The organism is Aquirufa sp. OSTEICH-129A (assembly GCF_054558355.1).
The window spans coordinates 389,328-409,013 of sequence record NZ_JBPXKC010000002.1 but is presented as its reverse complement, the minus strand read 5'-3'; the positions used below and the strand labels follow the sequence as shown (position 1 = coordinate 409,013).

General features: G+C 38.5%; 19 protein-coding genes. 11 read left to right on the top strand and 8 right to left on the bottom strand.

Features of this window, described 5'->3' with window-relative positions; translation table 11 throughout:
- The first annotated feature begins 72 nt into the window (after positions 1–72).
- Both greA and SKC36_RS05640 read left to right on the top strand, forming a co-directional pair.
- Positions 73–546 carry a transcription elongation factor GreA gene (gene greA, locus SKC36_RS05645; RefSeq protein ID WP_223142889.1) on the top strand — a complete coding sequence of 158 codons (474 nt, stop codon included), beginning with the start codon at positions 73–75 and terminating at the stop codon, positions 544–546.
- A 63-nt stretch (positions 547–609) separates the two neighbouring features.
- Positions 610–2,643 carry a BatA domain-containing protein gene (locus SKC36_RS05640; RefSeq protein WP_459465138.1) on the top strand — a complete coding sequence of 678 codons (2,034 nt, stop codon included), beginning with the start codon at positions 610–612 and terminating at the stop codon, positions 2,641–2,643.
- Here SKC36_RS05640 and SKC36_RS05635 read toward each other — a convergent pair.
- Positions 2,617–3,294: a YggS family pyridoxal phosphate-dependent enzyme gene (locus tag SKC36_RS05635; protein ID WP_459454170.1), complete on the bottom strand. Its 678-nt coding sequence runs from the start codon at positions 3,292–3,294 to the stop codon at positions 2,617–2,619. The genes SKC36_RS05640 and SKC36_RS05635 overlap by 27 nt on opposite strands.
- A gap of 111 nt (positions 3,295–3,405) precedes the next feature.
- Here SKC36_RS05635 and SKC36_RS05630 point away from each other — a divergent pair, with 111 nt between their 5' ends.
- From SKC36_RS05630 to rplI, 4 genes are all read left to right on the top strand, one after another.
- The gene (locus SKC36_RS05630) at positions 3,406–4,383 is read left to right on the top strand and encodes a hypothetical protein (RefSeq protein WP_459465136.1); all 978 of its coding nucleotides are present in this window, start codon (positions 3,406–3,408) and stop codon (positions 4,381–4,383) included.
- A gap of 87 nt (positions 4,384–4,470) precedes the next feature.
- Positions 4,471–4,833 (top strand): 30S ribosomal protein S6, encoded by a 363-nt coding sequence (gene rpsF, locus SKC36_RS05625; protein WP_459454172.1) that lies wholly within the window; start codon positions 4,471–4,473, stop codon positions 4,831–4,833.
- A gap of 1 nt (position 4,834) precedes the next feature.
- Positions 4,835–5,086: a 30S ribosomal protein S18 gene (rpsR, locus tag SKC36_RS05620; protein WP_109322123.1), complete on the top strand. Its 252-nt coding sequence runs from the start codon at positions 4,835–4,837 to the stop codon at positions 5,084–5,086.
- Positions 5,087–5,124: 38 nt separating this feature from the next.
- Positions 5,125–5,568 (top strand): 50S ribosomal protein L9, encoded by a 444-nt coding sequence (rplI, locus tag SKC36_RS05615; RefSeq protein WP_223142885.1) that lies wholly within the window; start codon positions 5,125–5,127, stop codon positions 5,566–5,568.
- Positions 5,569–5,786: 218 nt separating this feature from the next.
- Here rplI and SKC36_RS05610 read toward each other — a convergent pair whose 3' ends face one another.
- On the bottom strand, positions 5,787–7,019 hold the full coding sequence (locus tag SKC36_RS05610) for an isocitrate dehydrogenase (NADP(+)) (RefSeq protein ID WP_459454173.1): 1,233 nt from the start codon (positions 7,017–7,019) through the stop codon (positions 5,787–5,789).
- A 136-nt stretch (positions 7,020–7,155) separates the two neighbouring features.
- Between SKC36_RS05610 and purU the strand changes: the two genes are divergently transcribed.
- Together purU and ffh are read left to right on the top strand one after the other, a co-directional pair.
- Entirely contained in the window at positions 7,156–7,989 is an 834-nt protein-coding gene (gene purU, locus SKC36_RS05605) for a formyltetrahydrofolate deformylase (RefSeq protein ID WP_459465134.1), read from the top strand.
- 53 nt (positions 7,990–8,042) lie between these two features.
- Positions 8,043–9,377: a signal recognition particle protein gene (gene ffh / locus SKC36_RS05600; protein WP_109322127.1), complete on the top strand. Its 1,335-nt coding sequence runs from the start codon at positions 8,043–8,045 to the stop codon at positions 9,375–9,377.
- A 53-nt stretch (positions 9,378–9,430) separates the two neighbouring features.
- Here ffh and SKC36_RS05595 read toward each other — a convergent pair whose 3' ends face one another.
- The 3 genes from SKC36_RS05595 to def form a co-directional block, all read right to left on the bottom strand.
- Positions 9,431–9,838, bottom strand: a complete 408-nt coding sequence (locus tag SKC36_RS05595) for a hypothetical protein (RefSeq protein ID WP_459454175.1) — start codon at positions 9,836–9,838, stop codon at positions 9,431–9,433.
- Between the two features lie 178 nt (positions 9,839–10,016).
- On the bottom strand, positions 10,017–12,452 hold the full coding sequence (gene pheT, locus SKC36_RS05590) for a phenylalanine--tRNA ligase subunit beta (RefSeq protein WP_459465132.1): 2,436 nt from the start codon (positions 12,450–12,452) through the stop codon (positions 10,017–10,019).
- Positions 12,453–12,458: 6 nt separating this feature from the next.
- The gene (def, locus tag SKC36_RS05585; protein WP_459465130.1) at positions 12,459–13,031 is read right to left on the bottom strand and encodes a peptide deformylase; all 573 of its coding nucleotides are present in this window, start codon (positions 13,029–13,031) and stop codon (positions 12,459–12,461) included.
- Positions 13,032–13,187: 156 nt separating this feature from the next.
- Here def and SKC36_RS05580 point away from each other — a divergent pair, with 156 nt between their 5' ends.
- The 3 genes from SKC36_RS05580 (at position 13,188) to bioB (ending at position 16,746) form a co-directional block, all read left to right on the top strand.
- Positions 13,188–13,805 carry an inorganic pyrophosphatase gene (locus SKC36_RS05580; RefSeq protein ID WP_223142879.1) on the top strand — a complete coding sequence of 206 codons (618 nt, stop codon included), beginning with the start codon at positions 13,188–13,190 and terminating at the stop codon, positions 13,803–13,805.
- Positions 13,806–13,901: 96 nt separating this feature from the next.
- Entirely contained in the window at positions 13,902–15,677 is a 1,776-nt protein-coding gene (gene sppA, locus SKC36_RS05575) for a signal peptide peptidase SppA (protein WP_459465129.1), read from the top strand.
- 49 nt (positions 15,678–15,726) lie between these two features.
- Complete coding sequence (bioB, locus tag SKC36_RS05570; protein WP_459465127.1) at positions 15,727–16,746, top strand: biotin synthase BioB; 1,020 nt, start codon at positions 15,727–15,729, stop codon at positions 16,744–16,746.
- A gap of 234 nt (positions 16,747–16,980) precedes the next feature.
- Here bioB and tnpA read toward each other — a convergent pair whose 3' ends face one another.
- The 3 genes from tnpA to rny all read right to left on the bottom strand — a co-directional run bounded on the left by tnpA (position 16,981) and on the right by rny (position 19,683).
- Positions 16,981–17,436: an IS200/IS605 family transposase gene (tnpA, locus tag SKC36_RS05565; RefSeq protein ID WP_459465126.1), complete on the bottom strand. Its 456-nt coding sequence runs from the start codon at positions 17,434–17,436 to the stop codon at positions 16,981–16,983.
- A 95-nt stretch (positions 17,437–17,531) separates the two neighbouring features.
- The gene (locus tag SKC36_RS05560; protein WP_459465124.1) at positions 17,532–17,969 is read right to left on the bottom strand and encodes a GNAT family N-acetyltransferase; all 438 of its coding nucleotides are present in this window, start codon (positions 17,967–17,969) and stop codon (positions 17,532–17,534) included.
- A gap of 136 nt (positions 17,970–18,105) precedes the next feature.
- Complete coding sequence (gene rny / locus SKC36_RS05555; RefSeq protein ID WP_459465122.1) at positions 18,106–19,683, bottom strand: ribonuclease Y; 1,578 nt, start codon at positions 19,681–19,683, stop codon at positions 18,106–18,108.
- Positions 19,684–19,686: the final 3 nt, after the last annotated feature.

The following is a 19,686-nucleotide window of genomic DNA, read 5'->3' as shown; positions in this document are numbered from 1 at the left end:
CGAATAAATTAAGTAGAACGGTCGGAGGCCGTTCTATTTTGTTTTTATCACCCTATATAATTAACAAAGCATATGGCAAAGTTACAATATTACACCGCAGAGGCCCTAGATAAGTTAAAGGCGGAATTGCATCACCTAAAGATTCAAGGTAGATCAGATATGGCTAAGCAAATTGCAGAAGCGCGTGATAAAGGTGATTTAAGTGAAAATGCCGAATACGATGCCGCCAAAGATGCTCAAGGACTTTTGGAACTAAAAATTTCAAAAATGGAAGAAATTGTGGCCAACGCTCGAGTATTAGATGAGTCAACCATTGACTTATCCAAGGTTTCTATTTATTCCATCGTTCAGATTAAAAATACCAAATCTGGAGCCGTGGTAACTTATACCATCGTTTCGGAAGAAGAAGCTGATTTGCGGGCTGGAAAAATTTCAGCATCCTCTCCATTCGGCAAAGGTTTATTAGGAAAGAAAGTAGGAGATTTGGCAGAAATTCAGGCACCAGCAGGGAAATTGGAATTTGAAATTATTTCAATTACTCGTTAAGATAATCGTTTCAAATCTTGAAATCCCAATCATTCGATTGGGATTTTTTGTATTTTAGAGGATATGAATATTCATTTTGCCCATCCCATGTATTTATGGGCCTTATTGGGATTAATCATACCACTTTGGATGCATTTTTACTCAAAAAAGGCAGCCAAGGTCCTATATTATTCGGATTTAAGTTGGCTTGAAAAGATTCATCAAGAAGGAAAAGGCCTTAAGCAAGTACAGAAAATCTGGCTTTTGTTGGCGCGACTACTTAGCCTCTTTTTTTTGATACTAGGATTTGCCAATCCTTTGGGGCCATTATCCTTGAGTCAAGGGACCTCATCTCCAGTCATTCTTTATGTGGATAACAGCCCAACTCAAGTTTTGGGAAATAGAAAGGCCTATTTGGAGAAGTCCGAAGCACTTCCTACAAGCCCTAATGGTCAAGCCCATGTGTTTTTTAATGATGTAGAAAGCCAAGATTTTGAATCCAAATCCTGGCCTCAAATCAAGGAACAATGGAACCAGCAAGGCCCAGGATTGAGTATAGTGAAGGCCTCTCAAGTGTTGGACAATGCCCAGCAGATAGCCGAAGAAACGAACTCGAAACCATTATTGTATTGGTTTTCAGATTTCCCCAAGAATAAAGCCTTACCTGAATTTTCTAAAAAGGGTCAATATGTTTTACAGGCAATGAAAGGGATTGACGCCGATAATATCTATGTGGATAGTCTTCGCTTGTCGCATAAATTCATTCGTCCCAATACCAGTTATGAATTAATCGTTCGGGTGAAGAATGGTGGAGCAAAAGCAGCGAAAAATAGGCAGTTTTCACTTTATTTGAATGATTTCAAGATGGCAAGCCAGTCGGTAAATTTAAAACCTGATGAGTTGACTGAATTGCGTTTTCCATTTTCACTGAATAAATCGGGTGTTTACAAAGCAAAATTCATGTCGGATGATCCGGTTGCTTTTGATAATAGTTTTTATTTCCTGCTTCAAAGTTCCGCTCCTCGTAAGATCTTTGTGGTTGGAAACCCTCAAAATTTAGCCAAAGTATTTGAGCAGGAGGAATTCTTTGAATTTAAACCTATTTCTGCATCGGAAATATTGCCTTCTCATTTGCCTGATGATGCATTTATTTGCTTGGTAGGAGTAGAAGACATATCTGCTTCCGATTGGAAAGCCTTGAATTCATGGGTGGCCCAGGGGCATAGTATAGCTTTTATTCCTAATCAGGGCCCCAATACGGCTACTTTACAAGATATCAACCGTTTTTTAATGGGTTCAGGGAAACAGCTGGCTCAAACGGCTCAATCTGAACTTCCAGTCCAACAAGTTTCCTCACGCCCCAGTTTTTTTCAAGAAATACTAGCTAAAAGATCGGGGAATCAAGGAGCTAAACTTTGGACTTCTAAGCCATTATGGGAATGGAATCCAGGCCCAGAAGTGTTGATTTCATGGATGAATGGAAAACCCTATTTAGAAAAAATTAGCTTAGGACAAGGATCGGTTTTTTTGTTTGCCTCCTCCATTTTAACACCTCAGGATGGATTTAACAAACATGGCTTGTTTTTACCTGTTTGGCATGAAATGGTATTGTCAAGTGCCTCCAACCCGGTATTGCATCAGCGAATCACGCCCAATGGAGTTGACATAAAGGCCAGTCCAGATTTTGTGTTTGAATCACCCGAAAAAAGTTTATTGACTTGGCATAAACAAGGCCAACGTTTTATTCCTGAGCAAAATTGGAAGGGAAAGTCTTGGTTGTGTCAAATTCCTCTTAGCATGATGCAAGACCTAAGGTCTGGGGCAAGCGGTTTTGTCGAGGCTAAAATTGGTTCAAAAACCATGGCGACTTTGGCATTCAATTATCCCAAAGAGTTTAGTCAATTAGCAAGCTACTCCTTGGATGAACTGAAAGATCATTATCAAGGCCAAAGCCAGGTAAGTATCCAGCAGCAACTACCTCAGAATTTTGGGGAAAGCAATCCTAGCATGAGTTGGGCTATGTATTGTTTCGGTTTAGCTTTATTTTTCTTTTTAGTAGAAATGGCGCTAGTGATGTGGAATAGCTATTCCTCAGGAACGAGCACCATAAATCGCTGATCCAACCCGTACCATGGTTGAACCCAATTGTGCCGCTAACAAGAAATCGCCAGACATACCCATGGATAATTCTTTCCACTTAACCAGGCCAGTAACATATCCTATTTCCTTGGATTGAAGTTTGATAAATAGCTCACGCAAGGAATTAAATTCACGAGTGACCTGTGCCTCATTCTCGGTAAAACTAGCCATTCCCATTAATCCTATGATCCTAATGTGCTGTAATTCAGCGAATTCAGGGCTTGATAAGATGCTCAATAATTCATTTTCATCAAGGCCAAATTTGCTTTCCTCTTGGGCAATGTACATTTGAAAAAGACATGGAATAATCCGGCCTACTTTTTTCCCTTGGGCATCAATTTCTTTTAATAGACGAAAAGAATCTACGGAATGAATTAAATGAACAAAGGGGGCAATATATTTTACTTTATTCGTTTGTAAATGACCGATTTGATGCCACCTGATGTCGTTTGGAAGTTGACTTTGTTTGTCCACCATTTCCTGTACTCGGTTTTCACCAAAGTCAAGAATGCCAGCATCATAGGTGGCTTTTAGTTCCTCAATGCTTCGAGTTTTAGTCACTGCAATGAGTTTCGCAGAACTAGATTTCAATTGTGATTGAATGGTTGAAATTTGTTGAGCGATGGACATGGTTGAAATTTGTAAAAGATTGAAAGAAGAAAAAAATAAAAGTAAAATTAATTTATTATTTTTGATTCTAGGAGTTTGATATGCATCAGCTTCTACCAGAAAAATTTGAACATGGAGTCAGATACTATGAGTTCCAAAGAGAAAAGTCAGCAGCGGATTATTGGAGTGCTTTCTTTGCTTCTTCTGATAATGAGCGGGCTTTGGGTGTGTGAGCGTTATCAAATTCAGCTATTTTCTCTGGGAAATACAGAGGAGAAATTCGCGGAGAATGCTAGTGAGCAGCTAGATTCTATCTCCAAGCAATTGCAATTGCGCATGATTCAAATCAAGAAACTAGGTGGCCGAGTAAGTGAATTGGAAATTGCTCGAGAGCAAATTTTGGGAGATAAAAAGGAACTTGCGGAAAATCCACAAATGGATGAAGCCGATTTTAAGCAGAAATTAGCGTATTATTTGCGCTTGTTGGGCTTGAAAGATCAGGAAATCAAGAAATTACGAAAAGAAAACACCTTCTTATTAGCCAGAAACGATTCATTGAGCCGAGAAGCAAAATTATTACAAGATGGTTTATCGAATGTTCAAAAGGCCTTAAAAGATTCTTCAGAAACTTTCGGCTTAAAACAAAGGGAGCTAAATGAGCGCTCCAGGATTTTAGAAGTAAGGAATCAAGAATTAGTAGAAAAGGTATCCGTGGCCGCAGCTTTACGCGCGGAGGGAGTTAATGTATATGCCATTTCTTCTCGTGGTAAAGAAGTGGGGATTCAAAAGTCAAAGAAAATTGATAAGATTCGAGTAATCTTTCACCTTCAAGAAAACCCTTTGGCATCCAAAGAAGTAAAAACTATTTATTTGCGTATTATTGAGCCAACAGGTCATACCCTGTCTGATTATTCTTTGGGCTCTGGAACTTTTACATTTAAATCCAAAGAGCTCTCTTATACAGCCAAGCAGCGAATATTTTATGAAAATAATCACCAGTCGGTCGAATTCATTTACGCCAGATCGGTTCCTTATCGAGAAGGAAAGCATGAAATAGAGTTATATGCGGAGGGATTCCTAATCGGGCTTGGTTCTTTCGAAGTTAAATAAGCAATTATTTCTTACAAGTTTTTGATTGTGAAGTATTTTTGATACTTTTGCAGTCCAATTTTAATTTTTTACTAACAACAATTTTTTATGGACTTAAAAAACTATGAGACGGTGTTCATTTTAACTCCCGTTTTGTCTGAGCAACAGACAAAGGACGCCGTTGAAAAATTCAAGAAAGTGTTGGTAGATAACGGTGCACAAATTGTTCACGAAGATGCATGGGGCTTACGTAAGTTAGCTTATCCTATCCAGAACAAGCACACAGGTTATTACCAGATTTTTGAATTTTTAGCGGCACCAGCATTAATTGCTAAGCTTGAACTTGAGTACAAGCGTGATGAGAAGGTTATTCGCTTCTTGACATTAGCCCTTGACAAGCACGCAGTTGCGTATAATGAGAAAAAGAGAAAAGGTTTAGTAGGTAGAAAACCAGAAAAAACAGAAGCATAATATGACACTTGTAAACGAACCTGTAGATAAAAATAGTAATCGTAAAAAATATTGCCGATTTAAGAAGTCGGGTATTAAATACATTGATTTCAAAAATCCAGATTACTTATTAAAGTTAGTGAACGAGCAAGGAAAAATCTTGCCTCGTCGTATTACTGGTACTTCGTTGAAATTTCAACGTAAAGTTGCGCAAGCAGTAAAGAGATCTCGTCACTTGGCCTTAATGCCATATGTAGCTGACGGTTTAAAATAGACCAGGTACATCCTAATAACATTTGATTTTATACAAAAATGGAAATAATATTAAAAACGGATATTGCTGGATTAGGCTACAAGAACGATGTCGTGGTTGTGAAACCAGGTTACGGTCGTAACTACCTAATTCCACAAGGTTTTGCTATGATGGCAACACCGTCCAACCGCAAAGTCTTGGCTGAAAATATCAAGCAAGCGGCTCACAAGGTGGAGAAAATTCGTCAAGATGCTGCTGATTTAGCTGCTGCTATTGGTGACATGAATTTAACGATTGTTGCTAAAACTGGCGACAGTGGTAAAATCTTTGGTCGCGTTACTAGCCTTCAAATCTCTGAAATGTTGAAAGAAAAAGGATTCGATGTAGATCGTAAGAAAATCTCATTCGATAGCGAAGTAAAAACCATTGGTGATTACGCAGCTACTTTGGATTTACACAAAGAAGTGAAGCACAAAGTAACTTTCTCGGTTGTTTCTGAATAAGGAATAATACAGAATAAATAGGAAGTCGTATCGGAGCTAATCTGGTACGACTTTCTTGTTTTATGGGCTATGTGTCTTACTGAAGTATGGCTTGCCTCAAACCTAAACATGGACAGGGAAGTTACTAGTCGAATGAATAAAGCTTTATTTATTTTTATTCTAAAGCAAAAAAATCCCCTCGATTTCTCAAGGGGATTTTAATTTTTTGAAGGAAAGGATTATTTCCCTAAAGCCGCTTTTAAATTTTCATCTAAAGCGGTTAAGAATTCTTCAGTATATAAGTAATGCTCTCCATGTTGTACTTTATTTCCATGGATACATACTGCTAAATCTTTCGTCATTTTTCCTGACTCCACGGTTTCCACACAAACCTTTTCTAAGGTTTGGCAGAAATTTATCAAAGCCTGGTTGTTATCTAATTTACCGCGGAACTCTAAACCACGAGTCCAAGCAAAGATAGATGCGATTGGGTTGGTAGAAGTAGGCTTTCCAGCTTGGTGATCACGGTAGTGACGAGTCACCGTTCCGTGAGCAGCTTCTGCTTCCATTACTTTTCCATCTGGAGTAATTAATACGGAAGTCATCAAACCTAATGAACCAAAACCTTGAGCTACGGTGTCAGACTGAACGTCTCCATCGTAGTTTTTACAAGCCCAAACAAAATTACCATTCCATTTCAAGGCAGAAGCTACCATGTCATCAATTAGACGGTGCTCATAAACAATGCCTTTTGCATCAAATTGCGCCTTGTAGTCAGCTTGATAGATTTCTTCAAAGATATCTTTGAAACGGCCATCGTATTTCTTTAAGATGGTGTTTTTAGTAGATAAGTATAAAGGCCATCCTTTGCTCAAAGCCATGTTAAAGCATGAGTGAGCAAAACCACGGATTGACTCATCTGTATTGTACATCGTTAATGCCACACCGTCACCTTTAAAGTTGTATACCTCAAAAGTTTGAGCATCACCGCCATCTTCTGGAGTGAAAGTAACCGTTAATTTACCTTTTCCTTTAGTTACAAAATCCGTAGCACGGTATTGGTCTCCAAAAGCGTGACGACCAATCATGATAGGAGCAGTCCAGTTAGGAACTAAACGGGGTACGTTGGCACATACGATTGGCTCTCTAAATACGGTTCCATCTAGGATATTACGGATAGTGCCGTTTGGCGACTTCCACATTTGTTTCAAATCAAATTCAGTTACACGAGCCTCATCTGGAGTGATGGTTGCGCATTTGATACCTACACCATATTTCTTGATTGCCTCAGCAGCCTCAATCGTTACTTGGTCATTGGTTTCATCACGATACTCTACCCCTAAGTCATAGTATTTAATATCTAGATCTAAATAAGGTAAGATCAATTTATCCTTGATGAATTTCCAAATGATTCGGGTCATTTCATCGCCGTCCAGTTCTACGACAGGGTTAGCTACTTTAATTTTTTCCATTGTTTAATACAAGTAAATGATGTTACGTTTAGAAAATTACCAGACCTCGTCATGATAATCCTGCAAAGGTAAAGACTAAATCTTTTTTACTCCATTATTTCCGCCTAAATTTGAAGAATTTACCAATAAATTTTTCATGGAGACGATTATTAAAATTGCATGTAAGGATGAGAAGGGCTTAGTTCATAAAATTACAGGCATCTTGTTGGAACAATTAGTCAACGTGACTCAAACCAATGAGTTTGTGGATGAGGAGTCTGATCGTTTCTTTATGCGGATATCTTTTACAGGGTCATGTGATTTGGCCTTGGTAAAAAGCCAATTGATTGACCTACTTCCAGAAAAATCAGAGGTTGAAATTATACCTCCTAAGCAAAAACGTGTTCTAATTTTAGTCACTAAAGAGCATCATTGTTTAGGTGAATTATTGATTAAGCACCAATATCAAGACTTGAATTTTAAATTGGAAGGTGTTATTGCTAACCATGAGGACCTAGCTCCCCTGTGTCAGCAGTTCCAGGTGCCCTTTCATTATATTTCTGCCGATGGTTTATCTCGGGAGGCCCACGAGGATTTACTTAATCAGCAGATTGATTTCTATCAACCTGATTTAATTGTCCTGGCCAAATACATGCGAATATTGACACCTCAATTTTCCAAAAAATACCTGGGTCGTCTCATAAATATCCATCATTCCTTCTTGCCAGCATTCATTGGGGCTAGGCCATACCAACAAGCCTTCAATCGGGGTGTTAAGATCATTGGTGCCACGGCTCATTTTGTTACCGATGATTTAGATGAAGGACCTATCATTTGTCAAGAGATTGTACCTGTGAATCATACCTATTCGGCTAAAGATATGTCCAAGGCAGGTAAGGATGTGGAGAAAATTGTATTAGCCAAGGCTTTGCGCTTGGTTTTAGAGGATCGGGTTTTTATTCATCAAAACAAGACCATCTTATTTGAATAATTTTTGATTGAAAAAGCGTAAATTGCAGTCCCTTTTTTAATTGATTCAAAATTATGTTTGAGAATTTAAGTTCGAAGTTAAACTCGGCCATGCGTACCCTAAAGGGGAATGGCCGAATTACGGATGTCAATGTAGCGGCAACGGTTAAGGAAATTAGAAGAGCCTTAATGGATGCCGACGTGAACTATAAAGTAGCCAAGGAAATTACTGATCGAATTAAGGAGCAGGCTTTGGGTCAAAAGATTTTGATTTCAGTAGAACCTGGTCAATTATTGGTGAAGATTGTTCACGAAGAATTGACTCAATTGATGGGAGGCCAAAAGCAAGAAATCAATTTGAAAGGAGACCCTTCTGTGGTTTTAATTGCAGGTCTACAGGGTTCTGGTAAAACTACTTTTTCTGGAAAATTAGCGCAATACATCAAAAAAGGAGGCCGTCAAGTTTTATTGGTGGCTTGTGATATTTACCGTCCTGCGGCGATTGACCAATTGAAAGTGTTGGGAGAGCAAGTAGGGGTAGAGGTATATGCTGAACCAGAAAATAAGAATGCGGTAAGCATTGCAGAAAATGCTTTATCATATGCTCGTAAAATGGGTAAGAAAGTCGTGATTGTCGATACCGCAGGTCGTTTGGCGGTGGATGAGGCGATGATGAATGAGATTGCAGCGGTGAAAGCTGCCATTAAGCCAACTGAGATTTTGTTCGTAGTGGATTCCATGACGGGTCAAGATGCGGTAAATACGGCCAAGACCTTCAACGATCGTTTGGATTTTGATGGGGTGGTGTTGACTAAATTGGATGGTGATTCTCGTGGTGGTGCGGCTTTATCTATCCGTCAGGTAGTTGAAAAACCGATCAAGTTTATTTCTACAGGAGAGAAGATGGAAGCCTTGGATCAGTTTTATCCTGATCGTATGGCGAACCGTATTTTGGGTATGGGCGACGTCCTTTCATTGGTAGAAAGAGCACAGCAAGCCTTTGATGAAGATGAAGCAGCCCGTTTAAATAAGAAGATACGTCAGAATAATTTCTCATTTGAGGATTTTTATGCGCAGTTGCAGCAAATCAAAAAAATGGGAAATATCAAGGATTTGATGGGGATGGTGCCAGGTATGGGTCAAGCAGTTAAGGATGTAGATATTTCGAATGATTCATTCAAGCCAATTGAGGCAATCATTCAATCGATGACTTTGAAAGAGCGTCAAAATCCTGATATATTGAACCCTTCGCGCAAAAATCGTATTGCTGTTGGGTCGGGTACCTCGATTCAGCAGGTTAATAACTTATTGAAGCAGTTTGAAGATATGCGTAAAATGATGCGCATGATGAACAAAGTGCAGGATGGCAAGATGAAAATGCCTAACATGGCGAATATGATGAAGCGCTAAGTTTCATTCAAGAAAAAGCATAGAAAAAGGGAGCTTAGGCTCCCTTTTTAGTTTTATTGGCTAGGTTTTGTTTCTCGGATTTCAACCAATTTCACCAAGGCTTCCAACATGTATGTGATTGGTATAAAGATTAAAAATGCATAAGCCATAATCCGAGTGTTCAAGTGATACACGATTGGAAAATTGGCAGCCATCATGGCCAATGTAAATGTGGGTAGCTTATGTCTAATCAAGGCAATCTTCAAGTGAATAAATTTATTATTAGCCGAAACGATAGTGGGTTTTGACTTAACTATTCCAAAGAAAATAAGCCTTAATCTGAAATGTCCATAATTTTTAGATAATTCCCCTAATTGAATTTCATTTTGTAAAGGGAAAAGGACACCATCAATTTCTAATTTACAAGGAATAAATAGGGTGAAATATATCGGAGTTTGATCGAAATACAAAGTTGTATTCATGGGATTTAGTGGTTTTGGTATATGTATAAACAAGCATCAAATAAGCTTAAAGCCTTTGAAAATTGTCTAATAAAAGTAGGTAATATTTGAAATCAAGCCTTTAAGCTAGGATAAATTATAAGTTTACTGATAAATTATTATCAATAAACTTATAATCTGCCTAAAGCTGAATTGGAAATTACTTCCGAATAATCGCTCCTAATTCTTTCTCAAAACGTTGAATGAATCGCTCCATGGTGGAGTCAATCACCTTGTCGGTCAAGGTTTGATTTTCATCTTGCAAGATGAAACTAATGGAATATGATTTCTTGCCTTCGCCTAAGTTTTTGCCTTCATAAACATCAAAAATAGCCACTTGCTTCAAGATATTTTTTTCGGTTTGCTCCGCTACCCGTTGGATCGCTTGAAAACTTACTTCTTTATTGATAACCAAAGATAAATCACGTCTTACCTCTGGGAACTTCGAAATTTCTTGGTAGACAAAATCACTTTTCTCTTGTTTTACCCAATAATCCCAATCGAAATCCGCCATAAAGACATCCTGCTTGACATCAAATTTATCCGCCAAATTTGGGTGAATCATGCCTAATTCAAGGCAAGTTTTCTTTTGAACAGAAATACGCAAACCATAGGCAAAAACAGAGGATCCTTCTATGACTTCGGTATCAAATGGCTTATTGCCTAAATGTTGCATTAAGGCCTTACTCACTTGAAATAAATGATATAATTTCGATTTTTGAGGGGTTTGATCCCACGTTTCTCCCTGCCAAAGCCCGGTCGAATATAAGGCAAGATGACGTTTTTCTAGGTATTTAGCTCCTTTTTTATGATAGGTTTTACCAAATTCAAATAATTTCAAATCCTTCTGACGACGGTTAATATTATGGGCTAAAGCCTCCAAACCATGGAATACCATGTGCTGACGCATGACGCCTAAATCCTCGGAAAGTTTGTTCAAAATGTCAACGGATTCAAAGCTTAAATCCTTTTGGATCCAGCTATGAAATTCTGCTTTCGTTAATGAGTTACTAATAATTTCTTGAAATCCTTTGGCAGCTAATTGGTGAGAAATCGTTTGTTGTACCTTTTCCTTATCTAGCGCAGGAAATTCTGAAATGAAATGAGCACTTAAATGTTCTGACAAGGGAATGTTATCCAAGCCATGTATTCTTAGGATTTCTTCGATAACATCCGCTTCCCTGGTGACATCTACCCGATAGGCTGGGGCTATGGCAGTAAAGCCAATAGCACTGATGTTTTCTAAAGTGAAATCCAATGCTTGTAGTATTTCTTGAATGCGATCTGGTGCTAGTTCAATTCCCATGATGGAATGAATGCGCTCGAAAGTCATCTCAATTTTGGCTAATTCAGGCTGGTTGGGGTAATAATCCAATAAGCTAGAAGCGACTTTTCCTCCAGCCAATTCCTGTATCAGGAGAGTCGCATATTGCAAGGCTAATAATTTAGCTTCCACATCGGTACCACGTTCAAAACGGAAAGAAGCATCTGTTTTTAAGCCATGCACTTGAGACGATTTACGAATACGCTCTGGTTTGAAATGGGCTACCTCTAAAAATACACGCGTAGTGCTTTCTTGAATGCTCGAATTGGCTCCCCCCATGATTCCGGCTAATCCTATCGGACCAGCAGCATCACAAATCATGATTTCTTCTCCGTCAAGTTTACGTTCTACTCCGTCCAAAGTAGTAAAGGAAGTTCCAGCCGCTAAGGTCTTAACGATTAACTGTTGACCTTTTATTTGTTCCGCATCATAGGCATGCATGGGTTGACCTAATCCATGACAAATGAAATTGGTAATATCGACAATATTATTGATCGGACGTAGGCCAATGGCTTGTAAACGGTCTTTCAGCCATTCGGGTGAAGGGCCAACTTGAACTTGGTCTAAGCTAATGCCACAAAAACGGGTACAGCCTTCATCCTCAATTTGAACTTGAACAGGAAAGTTGTTAGGTCCTTCCTGGAAGGCTGAAACATTTGGTAATTGAATGGCTAATCCACTAACAGCACGGATATCACGTGCTACTCCCCAATGGGAAGCGGCATCAGCACGATTGGGTGTAAGCCCAATTTCTAATACCAAATCCGATTGAATATTGAAATAGGTAGTAGCTGGAGTTCCATTGGCTAAATCAGTCTTTAACACTAATATGCCATCATGCGAATCCCCGATTCCTATTTCATCTTCGGCACAAATCATGCCTTCAGAAACTTGTCCGTAAACTTTTCTTTTTTCAATGGTAAACACGGGTTTACCTTCTTTGTCGTATAACGTAGTCCCAGGCGTAGCAACAATCACTTTTTGACCTTGTGCCACGTTGGCTGCTCCACAAACAATTTGGAGTAATTCCTCCTGACCTACATCTACGGTGGTAGCACTCAAGGTTTTCTCTTTGACTTGGAATTTCTCACAGCTAATCACTTCCCCCACCACAAAACCTTTTAACCCACCAGGAATTTGATCATGCGCTTCTATTCCCTCTACTTCTAATCCTGTATTGGTTAAAAGAACATCCAATTCTTCCGGACTGCCTTGCTGAGGAAGCTGTGATAAATCGATAAAATCGTTAAGCCAAGTTGTTGAAATCTTCATATTCGATTACCTAGGGAATTTCATTTTATAATCCACAGAAACTTTTCCGCGGGTGATATCCGTTAATTTATTTTTGATTAGGCGTTTTTTTACGACGTTCAAATGGTCGGTAAAAAGGATGCCTTCAATATGGTCATATTCATGTTGGATGATTCGAGCGGCTAGGCCTTCAAAAACTTCTTCTTTTTCTTCCCAATGCTCGGTATAATAATGTATTTTGACGTATTCTGGTCGCCATACTTCGCCTCGAATACCTGGAATTGACAAGCAGCCTTCTTCAAATCCCCATTCTTCTCCTGTTTCATCGATGATGGTTGGATTGACAAATACTTTTTTGAAATCAATCAAAGAAGTGTCAATATCCTCATCTTCCTCTCCTTCATTCATGGGGCGGCCATCCACCACAAAGAGGCGGATATCCTTGCCAATTTGAGGAGCGGCTAAACCAACTCCACTAGCGGCATACATGGTTTCAAACATGTCATCAGCTAGTGCGATTAAATCAATACTGCCAGGTTCAATGTCTTTAGCTATCTTTCTAAGGACAGGGTCACCGTAAGGTATGATGGGATATATCATGGTCAATGGAATTCAAACTACGAATTTAACTAAATTAAATGGAAAGCCCGCTAAACCTTTACGCTTTGGAATGTCTAAACAGGACTGATTTCAGCATATTTTTTGTAATTTTGTAGGATTAAAACCTGAGTAGCAATTTAACCCAGAAAAAATAACATGAATAGAAACTTCTTTAAGGCACATCCATGGCACGGAATTCAAATTGGTGATCAAATGCCTGAATTGGTGACGGCTTTTATTGAAATCGTACCGACGGATACCGTTAAATATGAAATTGACAAGCAAACAGGCTATTTGAAGATTGATCGTCCTCAAAAGTTTTCTAATATCGTTCCAGCCTTGTATGGCTTTTTACCTCAAACGTATTGTGCCGAAGGAATAGCGGAATTGGCCAGAAAATATTCTGGAAAAGAGATTTTACAAGGAGATGGAGATCCATTAGATATTTGTGTCTTGTCGGAACGCGCCATTACCCATGGTGATATTTTATGTCAAGCAATTCCTATTGGAGGAATTCGTATGATTGATAAAGGGGAGGCAGATGATAAAATTATTGCCGTGTTGAAAGATGATCCTATTTATGGTAAATGGAGAGATATTTCTGACGCCCCTAAGGATATAGTTCAGCGATTGAGACACTATTTTTGGACATATAAAATGCTACCTGGTGAAACAAGTTCATTGGCTGTGGATATTGATGATGTTTACGGAAGAGAAGTAGCTCATGAAGTGATTCGTCAATCAAGAGAGGATTACCGCAAAAACTTCGGATAGACATATCCCCGTTGTTTGTATGAATTTTCCTTTGAACATATTTTGTGATGGATTGTTATGTATTGACTTCAAATTCGCAAATAAATTTAAATAGATATGTGGCAATTTGTTAAATACACCCTGGCGACGATAGTAGGAATGTTTTTGTTTCTGCTCGTTAGTATCATCCTGTTAGTTGGGATTGGATCTGCCATGAGTTCATCTGACTCAGAATACGAGGTAAAGGAAAATTCAATTTTGAAATTGGATTTGAATCGACCAATGGCTGAAAATGCATCCAATGAAGACAACCCTTTTTCGGAATTTCCGAATCCATTTTTCTCCAGCACGGAGAAAGTCGGACTTATTCAAATTCTTTCCGCATTAGAAAGGGCAAGAGTAGATGATAAAATCAAAGGGGTTTATTTGGATGTAAGTTTTCCAATCGCAGGTTATGCACAATTGTCAGAAATTCGTGATGCCTTAGAAAAATTCAAAAAGTCTGGAAAGTTTGTTTATGCCTATTCTAATTCATACTCAGAAAAGGCTTATTATTTAGCTTCCGTCTCGAATCAATTGTACCTAAATCCTGCTGGTCTATTAGACTTTAATGGAATTTCAGTGCAGTATATGTTCTACAAAAAGGCATTTGATAAGCTGGAAATAGAACCTTTAGTCTTTCGAGTGGGGACTTACAAATCAGCAGTTGAGCCATTTATCCGAGAGGATATGAGTCCTGAAAATAAGGAGCAAAGTTTATCCTTTATTCGTTCCATAAATCAAGTTGTATTTAATAAAATATCGCAGAGTAAAGGAATTTCTGTTCCTCGCTTAGATCGAATTGCGGATAGTTTACAAGCCATGAATCCTAATAATGCTGAGAAGTTGGGGATTTTGAAATTGAGCTATTGGGACCAATTTGAATCTTTGTTGAAGAAATCAGTTAAAATTGGGGAAAAAGAGAAGTTGAGCATGGTCAAATTATCAGATTATTTACATGCCAAGAACCCCATTCCAGAAGTAGAGGGTACGAAGAAAATAGCTGTTTTGGTAGCAGAGGGAGAGATTGTCGGTACGCGAGGAGGAGAGGGGTCTATTGGCTCGGATGATTTTGTCAAAGAGCTACGTAAATTGAGGGATAATACTTCCGTGAAGGCGATTGTTTTGCGAATAGATTCACCGGGTGGCTCTTCTTTAGCTTCTGATATCATGTGGAGAGAAATCCTATTGGCAAAGAAAGTTAAGCCAGTTATTGCTTCTATGTCGAATTATGCAGCATCTGGCGGATATTATATGGCCATGGGAGCAGATGCCATTGTGGCACAGCCAACGACCATAACAGGGTCAATTGGCATATTTGCGCAATGGTTGAATTTGGACAATTTCTTTAAAAATAAGTTAGGTATAACTCAGGATCATGTGAATACTCATGAGCATTCACATTTCATGAATTCTGCGGGTCATTTAACTGATTTCGAAAAGTCCATTATTCAAAATATGGTGAATGAAGGTTATGAAAGCTTTACGAGTAAAGCAGCAGCCGGAAGAAAAATGTCTTTAGAGAAATTGAAATCCTTGGCTGGCGGTCGAGTTTGGACTGGAGAACAAGCCAAGAAGATTGGATTGGTTGACGAATTGGGCGGATTGGACAAAGCGATTTCTTTAGCTGCTCAAAAATCCAAATTGAAGGATGGAGAATATAAAGTCGCCGTTTACCCCAAAGCTAAATCATTTTTTGAATCAGTTTTAGAATCAGCTACTTCATCCGAAGCGATGGAGATGCGATGGGCAAAATCCCATTTGCCTTGGGCTAAATCTGTTTTTGAATTAGATCGTTTGAAAAAGCGAGAAGGCTTTTTGGCAATGATGCCTTATATGATGGAATTGGAATAGAGTTTCGTGTTAAAAGAATTTCAAAGTATCTTTGAGTAAAATTTGAATTATGATTCGTAATAATTGGACCCGCGCCGAAGTAGAGGCCATTTTTAATCAGCCATTTTTAGACTTGGTTTATCAAGCGGCCACTGTTCATCGTCAATTTCATGATCCTAATGAAGTACAGATTAGTACATTATTATCCATTAAAACAGGGGGATGTCCAGAGGATTGTTCTTATTGTTCTCAAGCGGCTAGATATCATACCAATGTAAAAGTTCAAAAGTTATTGCCTTATAATGAGGTCATTGAGGCAGCATTGAGGGCTAAGGATAATGGGAGTTCTCGTTTTTGTATGGGTGCAGCGTGGAGAGAGGTGAGAGATAATTCGGATTTTGATAAAGTAATTGACATGGTGAAGGGAGTAAATTCCTTAGGCATGGAGGTTTGTTGCACCTTAGGTATGTTAAGTGAGCAACAAGCTGAACGTTTGAAAGAAGCGGGATTGTATGCTTATAATCATAATATTGATACAAGTGAAGAATATTATGATGATGTTATTTCCACACGTACCTATGACGATCGTTTGGAGACATTAGGCAATGTTCGTAAGGCAAAAATTTCTGTATGTTCGGGAGGTATTATTGGCATGGGTGAAAGCGTGGATGATCGCATTGGTATGCTATTGACATTAGCAAATTTGCCAGAGCATCCAGAATCTGTTCCTGTGAATAATTTGGTGCCCGTGGAAGGAACACCATTCGAAAATCAAAAGACAGCTTCTGTTTGGGAATTGGTGCGAGTGATTGCTACGGCTAGGATTATGATGCCTAAATCGGCAGTTCGTCTATCTGCGGGAAGATTGGAATTGAATTATGAAGGACAAGCATTCTGTTTTATGGCAGGGGCTAATTCGATTTTTTCTGGCGATGTATTATTGACAACACCTAATCCGGATGCTAAATCTGATGCTGAATTGTTTCAGATTTTAAATATTAAGCCAAAGGAGGCCTTCAAAGATGCGAAGAAACAAGGAATAGAGTTTAATCAAATCCCTAGTGCACAGGGATTAGAACATTCTCATTAAGATTAAGGTAATTTGTATAGGGCCGGGATTTTAATCCCGGCCTTTTTTATTTTATAGCCATGGATTTTAATCCATGGCATCATAGATCTCTCTAGCTGAGTTTGTATTAATCAATTTTCATTACCTAGCCATGGATTTAAATCCATGGCTGCATCCATGACTCTATCCATTTCATTTTGTTGGGGAGATTTCAATCTATGGCATTAAAGATCTCTCTAGTTGGGTTTGTATTAATCAATTTTCATTACCTAGCCATGGATTTAAATCCATGGCTACATCCATGACTCGATCGAATTCATTTTGTTGGGGAGATTTCAATCCATGATGTACATGCTGATTTTTAATATAATCATAAACCTTTTTCAAAGCCCATTTTGAAACTGAAAATGCAGCATATCCTGCCTGCCATTCAAGTTTTGCTTGTAAGGAATATTCTAAATTAATGTACCTAGAACTACTTCCTTTTATCTGTTTGATAATGGATGAAATGGATTTAGTTGAGCAAATAGAAAATAAACAATGAATGTGATCTGGCATGGAATTGGTGATGATGGGTTGACAATTCATCTTTTCCAACTCCAAATGAATATGCTTTAATAGGGCATCTTTCAAGTCAGGAAAGATAAGCGGCTCCCTTTTTTTTGTAGCCCATACCGCATGTACATAAATTTTTACCAAAGACCCCGGCATCTTCATGAAATTTTATCAGCGCAATATCATGAATACAAAAAAAGTTCACAATCTACTATTTGATAAATTCCATGAATCAAATAATTGCTTAGAAATTAATCTTCTAGCAAAACTTTCGACATAGTATAATGTTGTATTTCTTCAAAAAGGAGATAGGATTCTTTTACTATTTGATAACCTATGCTTTGATAAAATGGGACTGCATTTTCTCGAGCCTCTAGAATAATTTCCTTCCAATGATTCTCGATAGCCTTATGTTCAAGGTATTTCATAATTTGCTTACCAATGCCCTTGCCTTGTTGAGAACTATCCACTGCCACACATCGAACTTGCCCTTGAAGAGGACTTGATTTATGCATTCTTGCAACTCCTAAAACTTGTTTGTTTTCTATGGCAAATACATGAATGGCATCCTGATCATCTGGTAGATGCTCAGATCCTGCAGCTTGATTCCAAGGTTCACGCAAAATCTTATATCGAAGCAAAAAATAAGCTTCCCATTCTTCAGGATTTTGTGGACTGCGTATTTCCATAAAAATAGGGTGAAAAATGTAACGCTGTCAAGGTTTTAAACCTTGACAGCGTTGAAAATTTAAACCGAAAATATCCGAATTTGGCCTATCAACCAATCAATATATTGATTATTTAGTTCAATAATCTACTACTAGATTATTTAGCAAAATTGACAGCTCGCATTTCTCGAATAACTGTCACCTTGATTTGACCAGGATATTGCATTTCCTTCTCAATTTTTTGAGAAATATCAAAGGATAGATTAGAAGCCTTCTCATCACTCACGTTTTCCGAATCAACCATGATTCTTAGCTCGCGGCCAGCTTGAATAGCATAGCACTTCTGTACTCCATCAAAGGAGGTCGCTAATGCTTCTAAATCACGTAAACGCTTCATATATGACTCCATCATTTCACGACGGGCCCCAGGTCTTGAACCTGATATCGCATCACATACTTGAATGATGGGTGATATCATTGATGTCATTTCAATTTCATCGTGGTGAGCGCCAATAGCATTACAAACCTCAGGATGCTCCTTGTATTTTTGAGCCAATTCCATACCTAATAATGCGTGAGGTAATTCAGGCTCTTCATGCCAAACCTTTCCAATGTCATGCAATAAACCAGCTCGCTTGGCCAACTTAGCATTTAATCCTAATTCAGCCGCCATGGTAGCGCATAACTTGGCCACTTCGCGGGAGTGTTGCAATAGGTTTTGACCATAAGAAGATCTGAACCTCATTCGGCCAATCATTTTAATTAATTCTGGATGCAATCCATGAATACCCAAATCAATCACTGTTTTTTCTCCAATCTCAATGATTTCATCTTCAATATTCTTCTTCGTCTTATTGACAACCTCTTCGATACGAGCCGGATGGATACGACCATCTTGAACTAAACGGTGAAGCGACAATCGGGCAATTTCTCTACGAACTGGATCGAAGCCTGAGATGATAATGGCTTCAGGTGTATCATCAACAATAAACTCAACTCCAGTAGCGGCCTCTAAGGCACGAATATTTCTACCTTCCCTTCCAATGATTTTTCCTTTAACATCATCCGATTCAATGTTGAAAACTGATACGCAGTTTTCAATCGCATTTTCAGCTGCTGTACGTTGAATGGTTTCGATAACGACTTTTTTAGCCTCTTTGGTAGCTGTTAATTTAGCCTCCTCAATAGCTTGTTTTACCAATGAACTTGCCTTACTTTCAGCTTCTGCTTTTAATGCATCCATGATTTGTTGGCGCGCCTCATCAGCTGATAAACCCGCAATTTTTTCCAATTGACTAATTTGATTAGCCAACATTGCCTCAGCTTCTAATCGCTTTTTCTCAACGTCCTCTAATTTCTTGCGGTAATTTTCCTCTTTGGATTGTAAACTTTGCTTTTGAGATTGTAAGTCTTGATCAGCCTGTCTTTGTTGCTCTTGTTGTTGAGCCAATTGACGCTCCTTCTCCCGTAATTTTTGCTCATTTTCTAACAAAATACCCTTTTTGTTTTGAGTCTCTTCCTCAAATTCAGCTCTCAAGCGAAGGAAATTTTCCTTTGCTTCTAACATACGGTCTTTCTTAAGATTTTCGGCAGAGATTTCTGCATTTTTGAGGATATCCTCCGCCTTTCTTTTAGCATCGTCCTCTATGTTTTTATTCACCTTAGAAAAGAATACTTTCCCAGTAAATACACCACCCGCTAAAAAAACGATGGCTATAACTATTTCTATTATCATGGA

Coding starts and splice junctions, on each gene's coding strand:
- greA (WP_223142889.1), top strand. CDS start 73: ATGGCAAAGTTACAATATTACACCGCAGAGGCCCTAGATAAGTTAAAG.
- SKC36_RS05640 (WP_459465138.1), top strand. CDS start 610: ATGAATATTCATTTTGCCCATCCCATGTATTTATGGGCCTTATTGGGA.
- SKC36_RS05635 (WP_459454170.1), bottom strand. CDS start 3,294: ATGTCCATCGCTCAACAAATTTCAACCATTCAATCACAATTGAAATCT.
- SKC36_RS05630 (WP_459465136.1), top strand. CDS start 3,406: ATGGAGTCAGATACTATGAGTTCCAAAGAGAAAAGTCAGCAGCGGATT.
- rpsF (WP_459454172.1), top strand. CDS start 4,471: ATGGACTTAAAAAACTATGAGACGGTGTTCATTTTAACTCCCGTTTTG.
- rpsR (WP_109322123.1), top strand. CDS start 4,835: ATGACACTTGTAAACGAACCTGTAGATAAAAATAGTAATCGTAAAAAA.
- rplI (WP_223142885.1), top strand. CDS start 5,125: ATGGAAATAATATTAAAAACGGATATTGCTGGATTAGGCTACAAGAAC.
- SKC36_RS05610 (WP_459454173.1), bottom strand. CDS start 7,019: ATGGAAAAAATTAAAGTAGCTAACCCTGTCGTAGAACTGGACGGCGAT.
- purU (WP_459465134.1), top strand. CDS start 7,156: ATGGAGACGATTATTAAAATTGCATGTAAGGATGAGAAGGGCTTAGTT.
- ffh (WP_109322127.1), top strand. CDS start 8,043: ATGTTTGAGAATTTAAGTTCGAAGTTAAACTCGGCCATGCGTACCCTA.
- SKC36_RS05595 (WP_459454175.1), bottom strand. CDS start 9,838: ATGAATACAACTTTGTATTTCGATCAAACTCCGATATATTTCACCCTA.
- pheT (WP_459465132.1), bottom strand. CDS start 12,452: ATGAAGATTTCAACAACTTGGCTTAACGATTTTATCGATTTATCACAG.
- def (WP_459465130.1), bottom strand. CDS start 13,031: ATGATATATCCCATCATACCTTACGGTGACCCTGTCCTTAGAAAGATA.
- SKC36_RS05580 (WP_223142879.1), top strand. CDS start 13,188: ATGAATAGAAACTTCTTTAAGGCACATCCATGGCACGGAATTCAAATT.
- sppA (WP_459465129.1), top strand. CDS start 13,902: ATGTGGCAATTTGTTAAATACACCCTGGCGACGATAGTAGGAATGTTT.
- bioB (WP_459465127.1), top strand. CDS start 15,727: ATGATTCGTAATAATTGGACCCGCGCCGAAGTAGAGGCCATTTTTAAT.
- tnpA (WP_459465126.1), bottom strand. CDS start 17,436: ATGCCGGGGTCTTTGGTAAAAATTTATGTACATGCGGTATGGGCTACA.
- SKC36_RS05560 (WP_459465124.1), bottom strand. CDS start 17,969: ATGGAAATACGCAGTCCACAAAATCCTGAAGAATGGGAAGCTTATTTT.
- rny (WP_459465122.1), bottom strand. CDS start 19,683: ATGATAATAGAAATAGTTATAGCCATCGTTTTTTTAGCGGGTGGTGTA.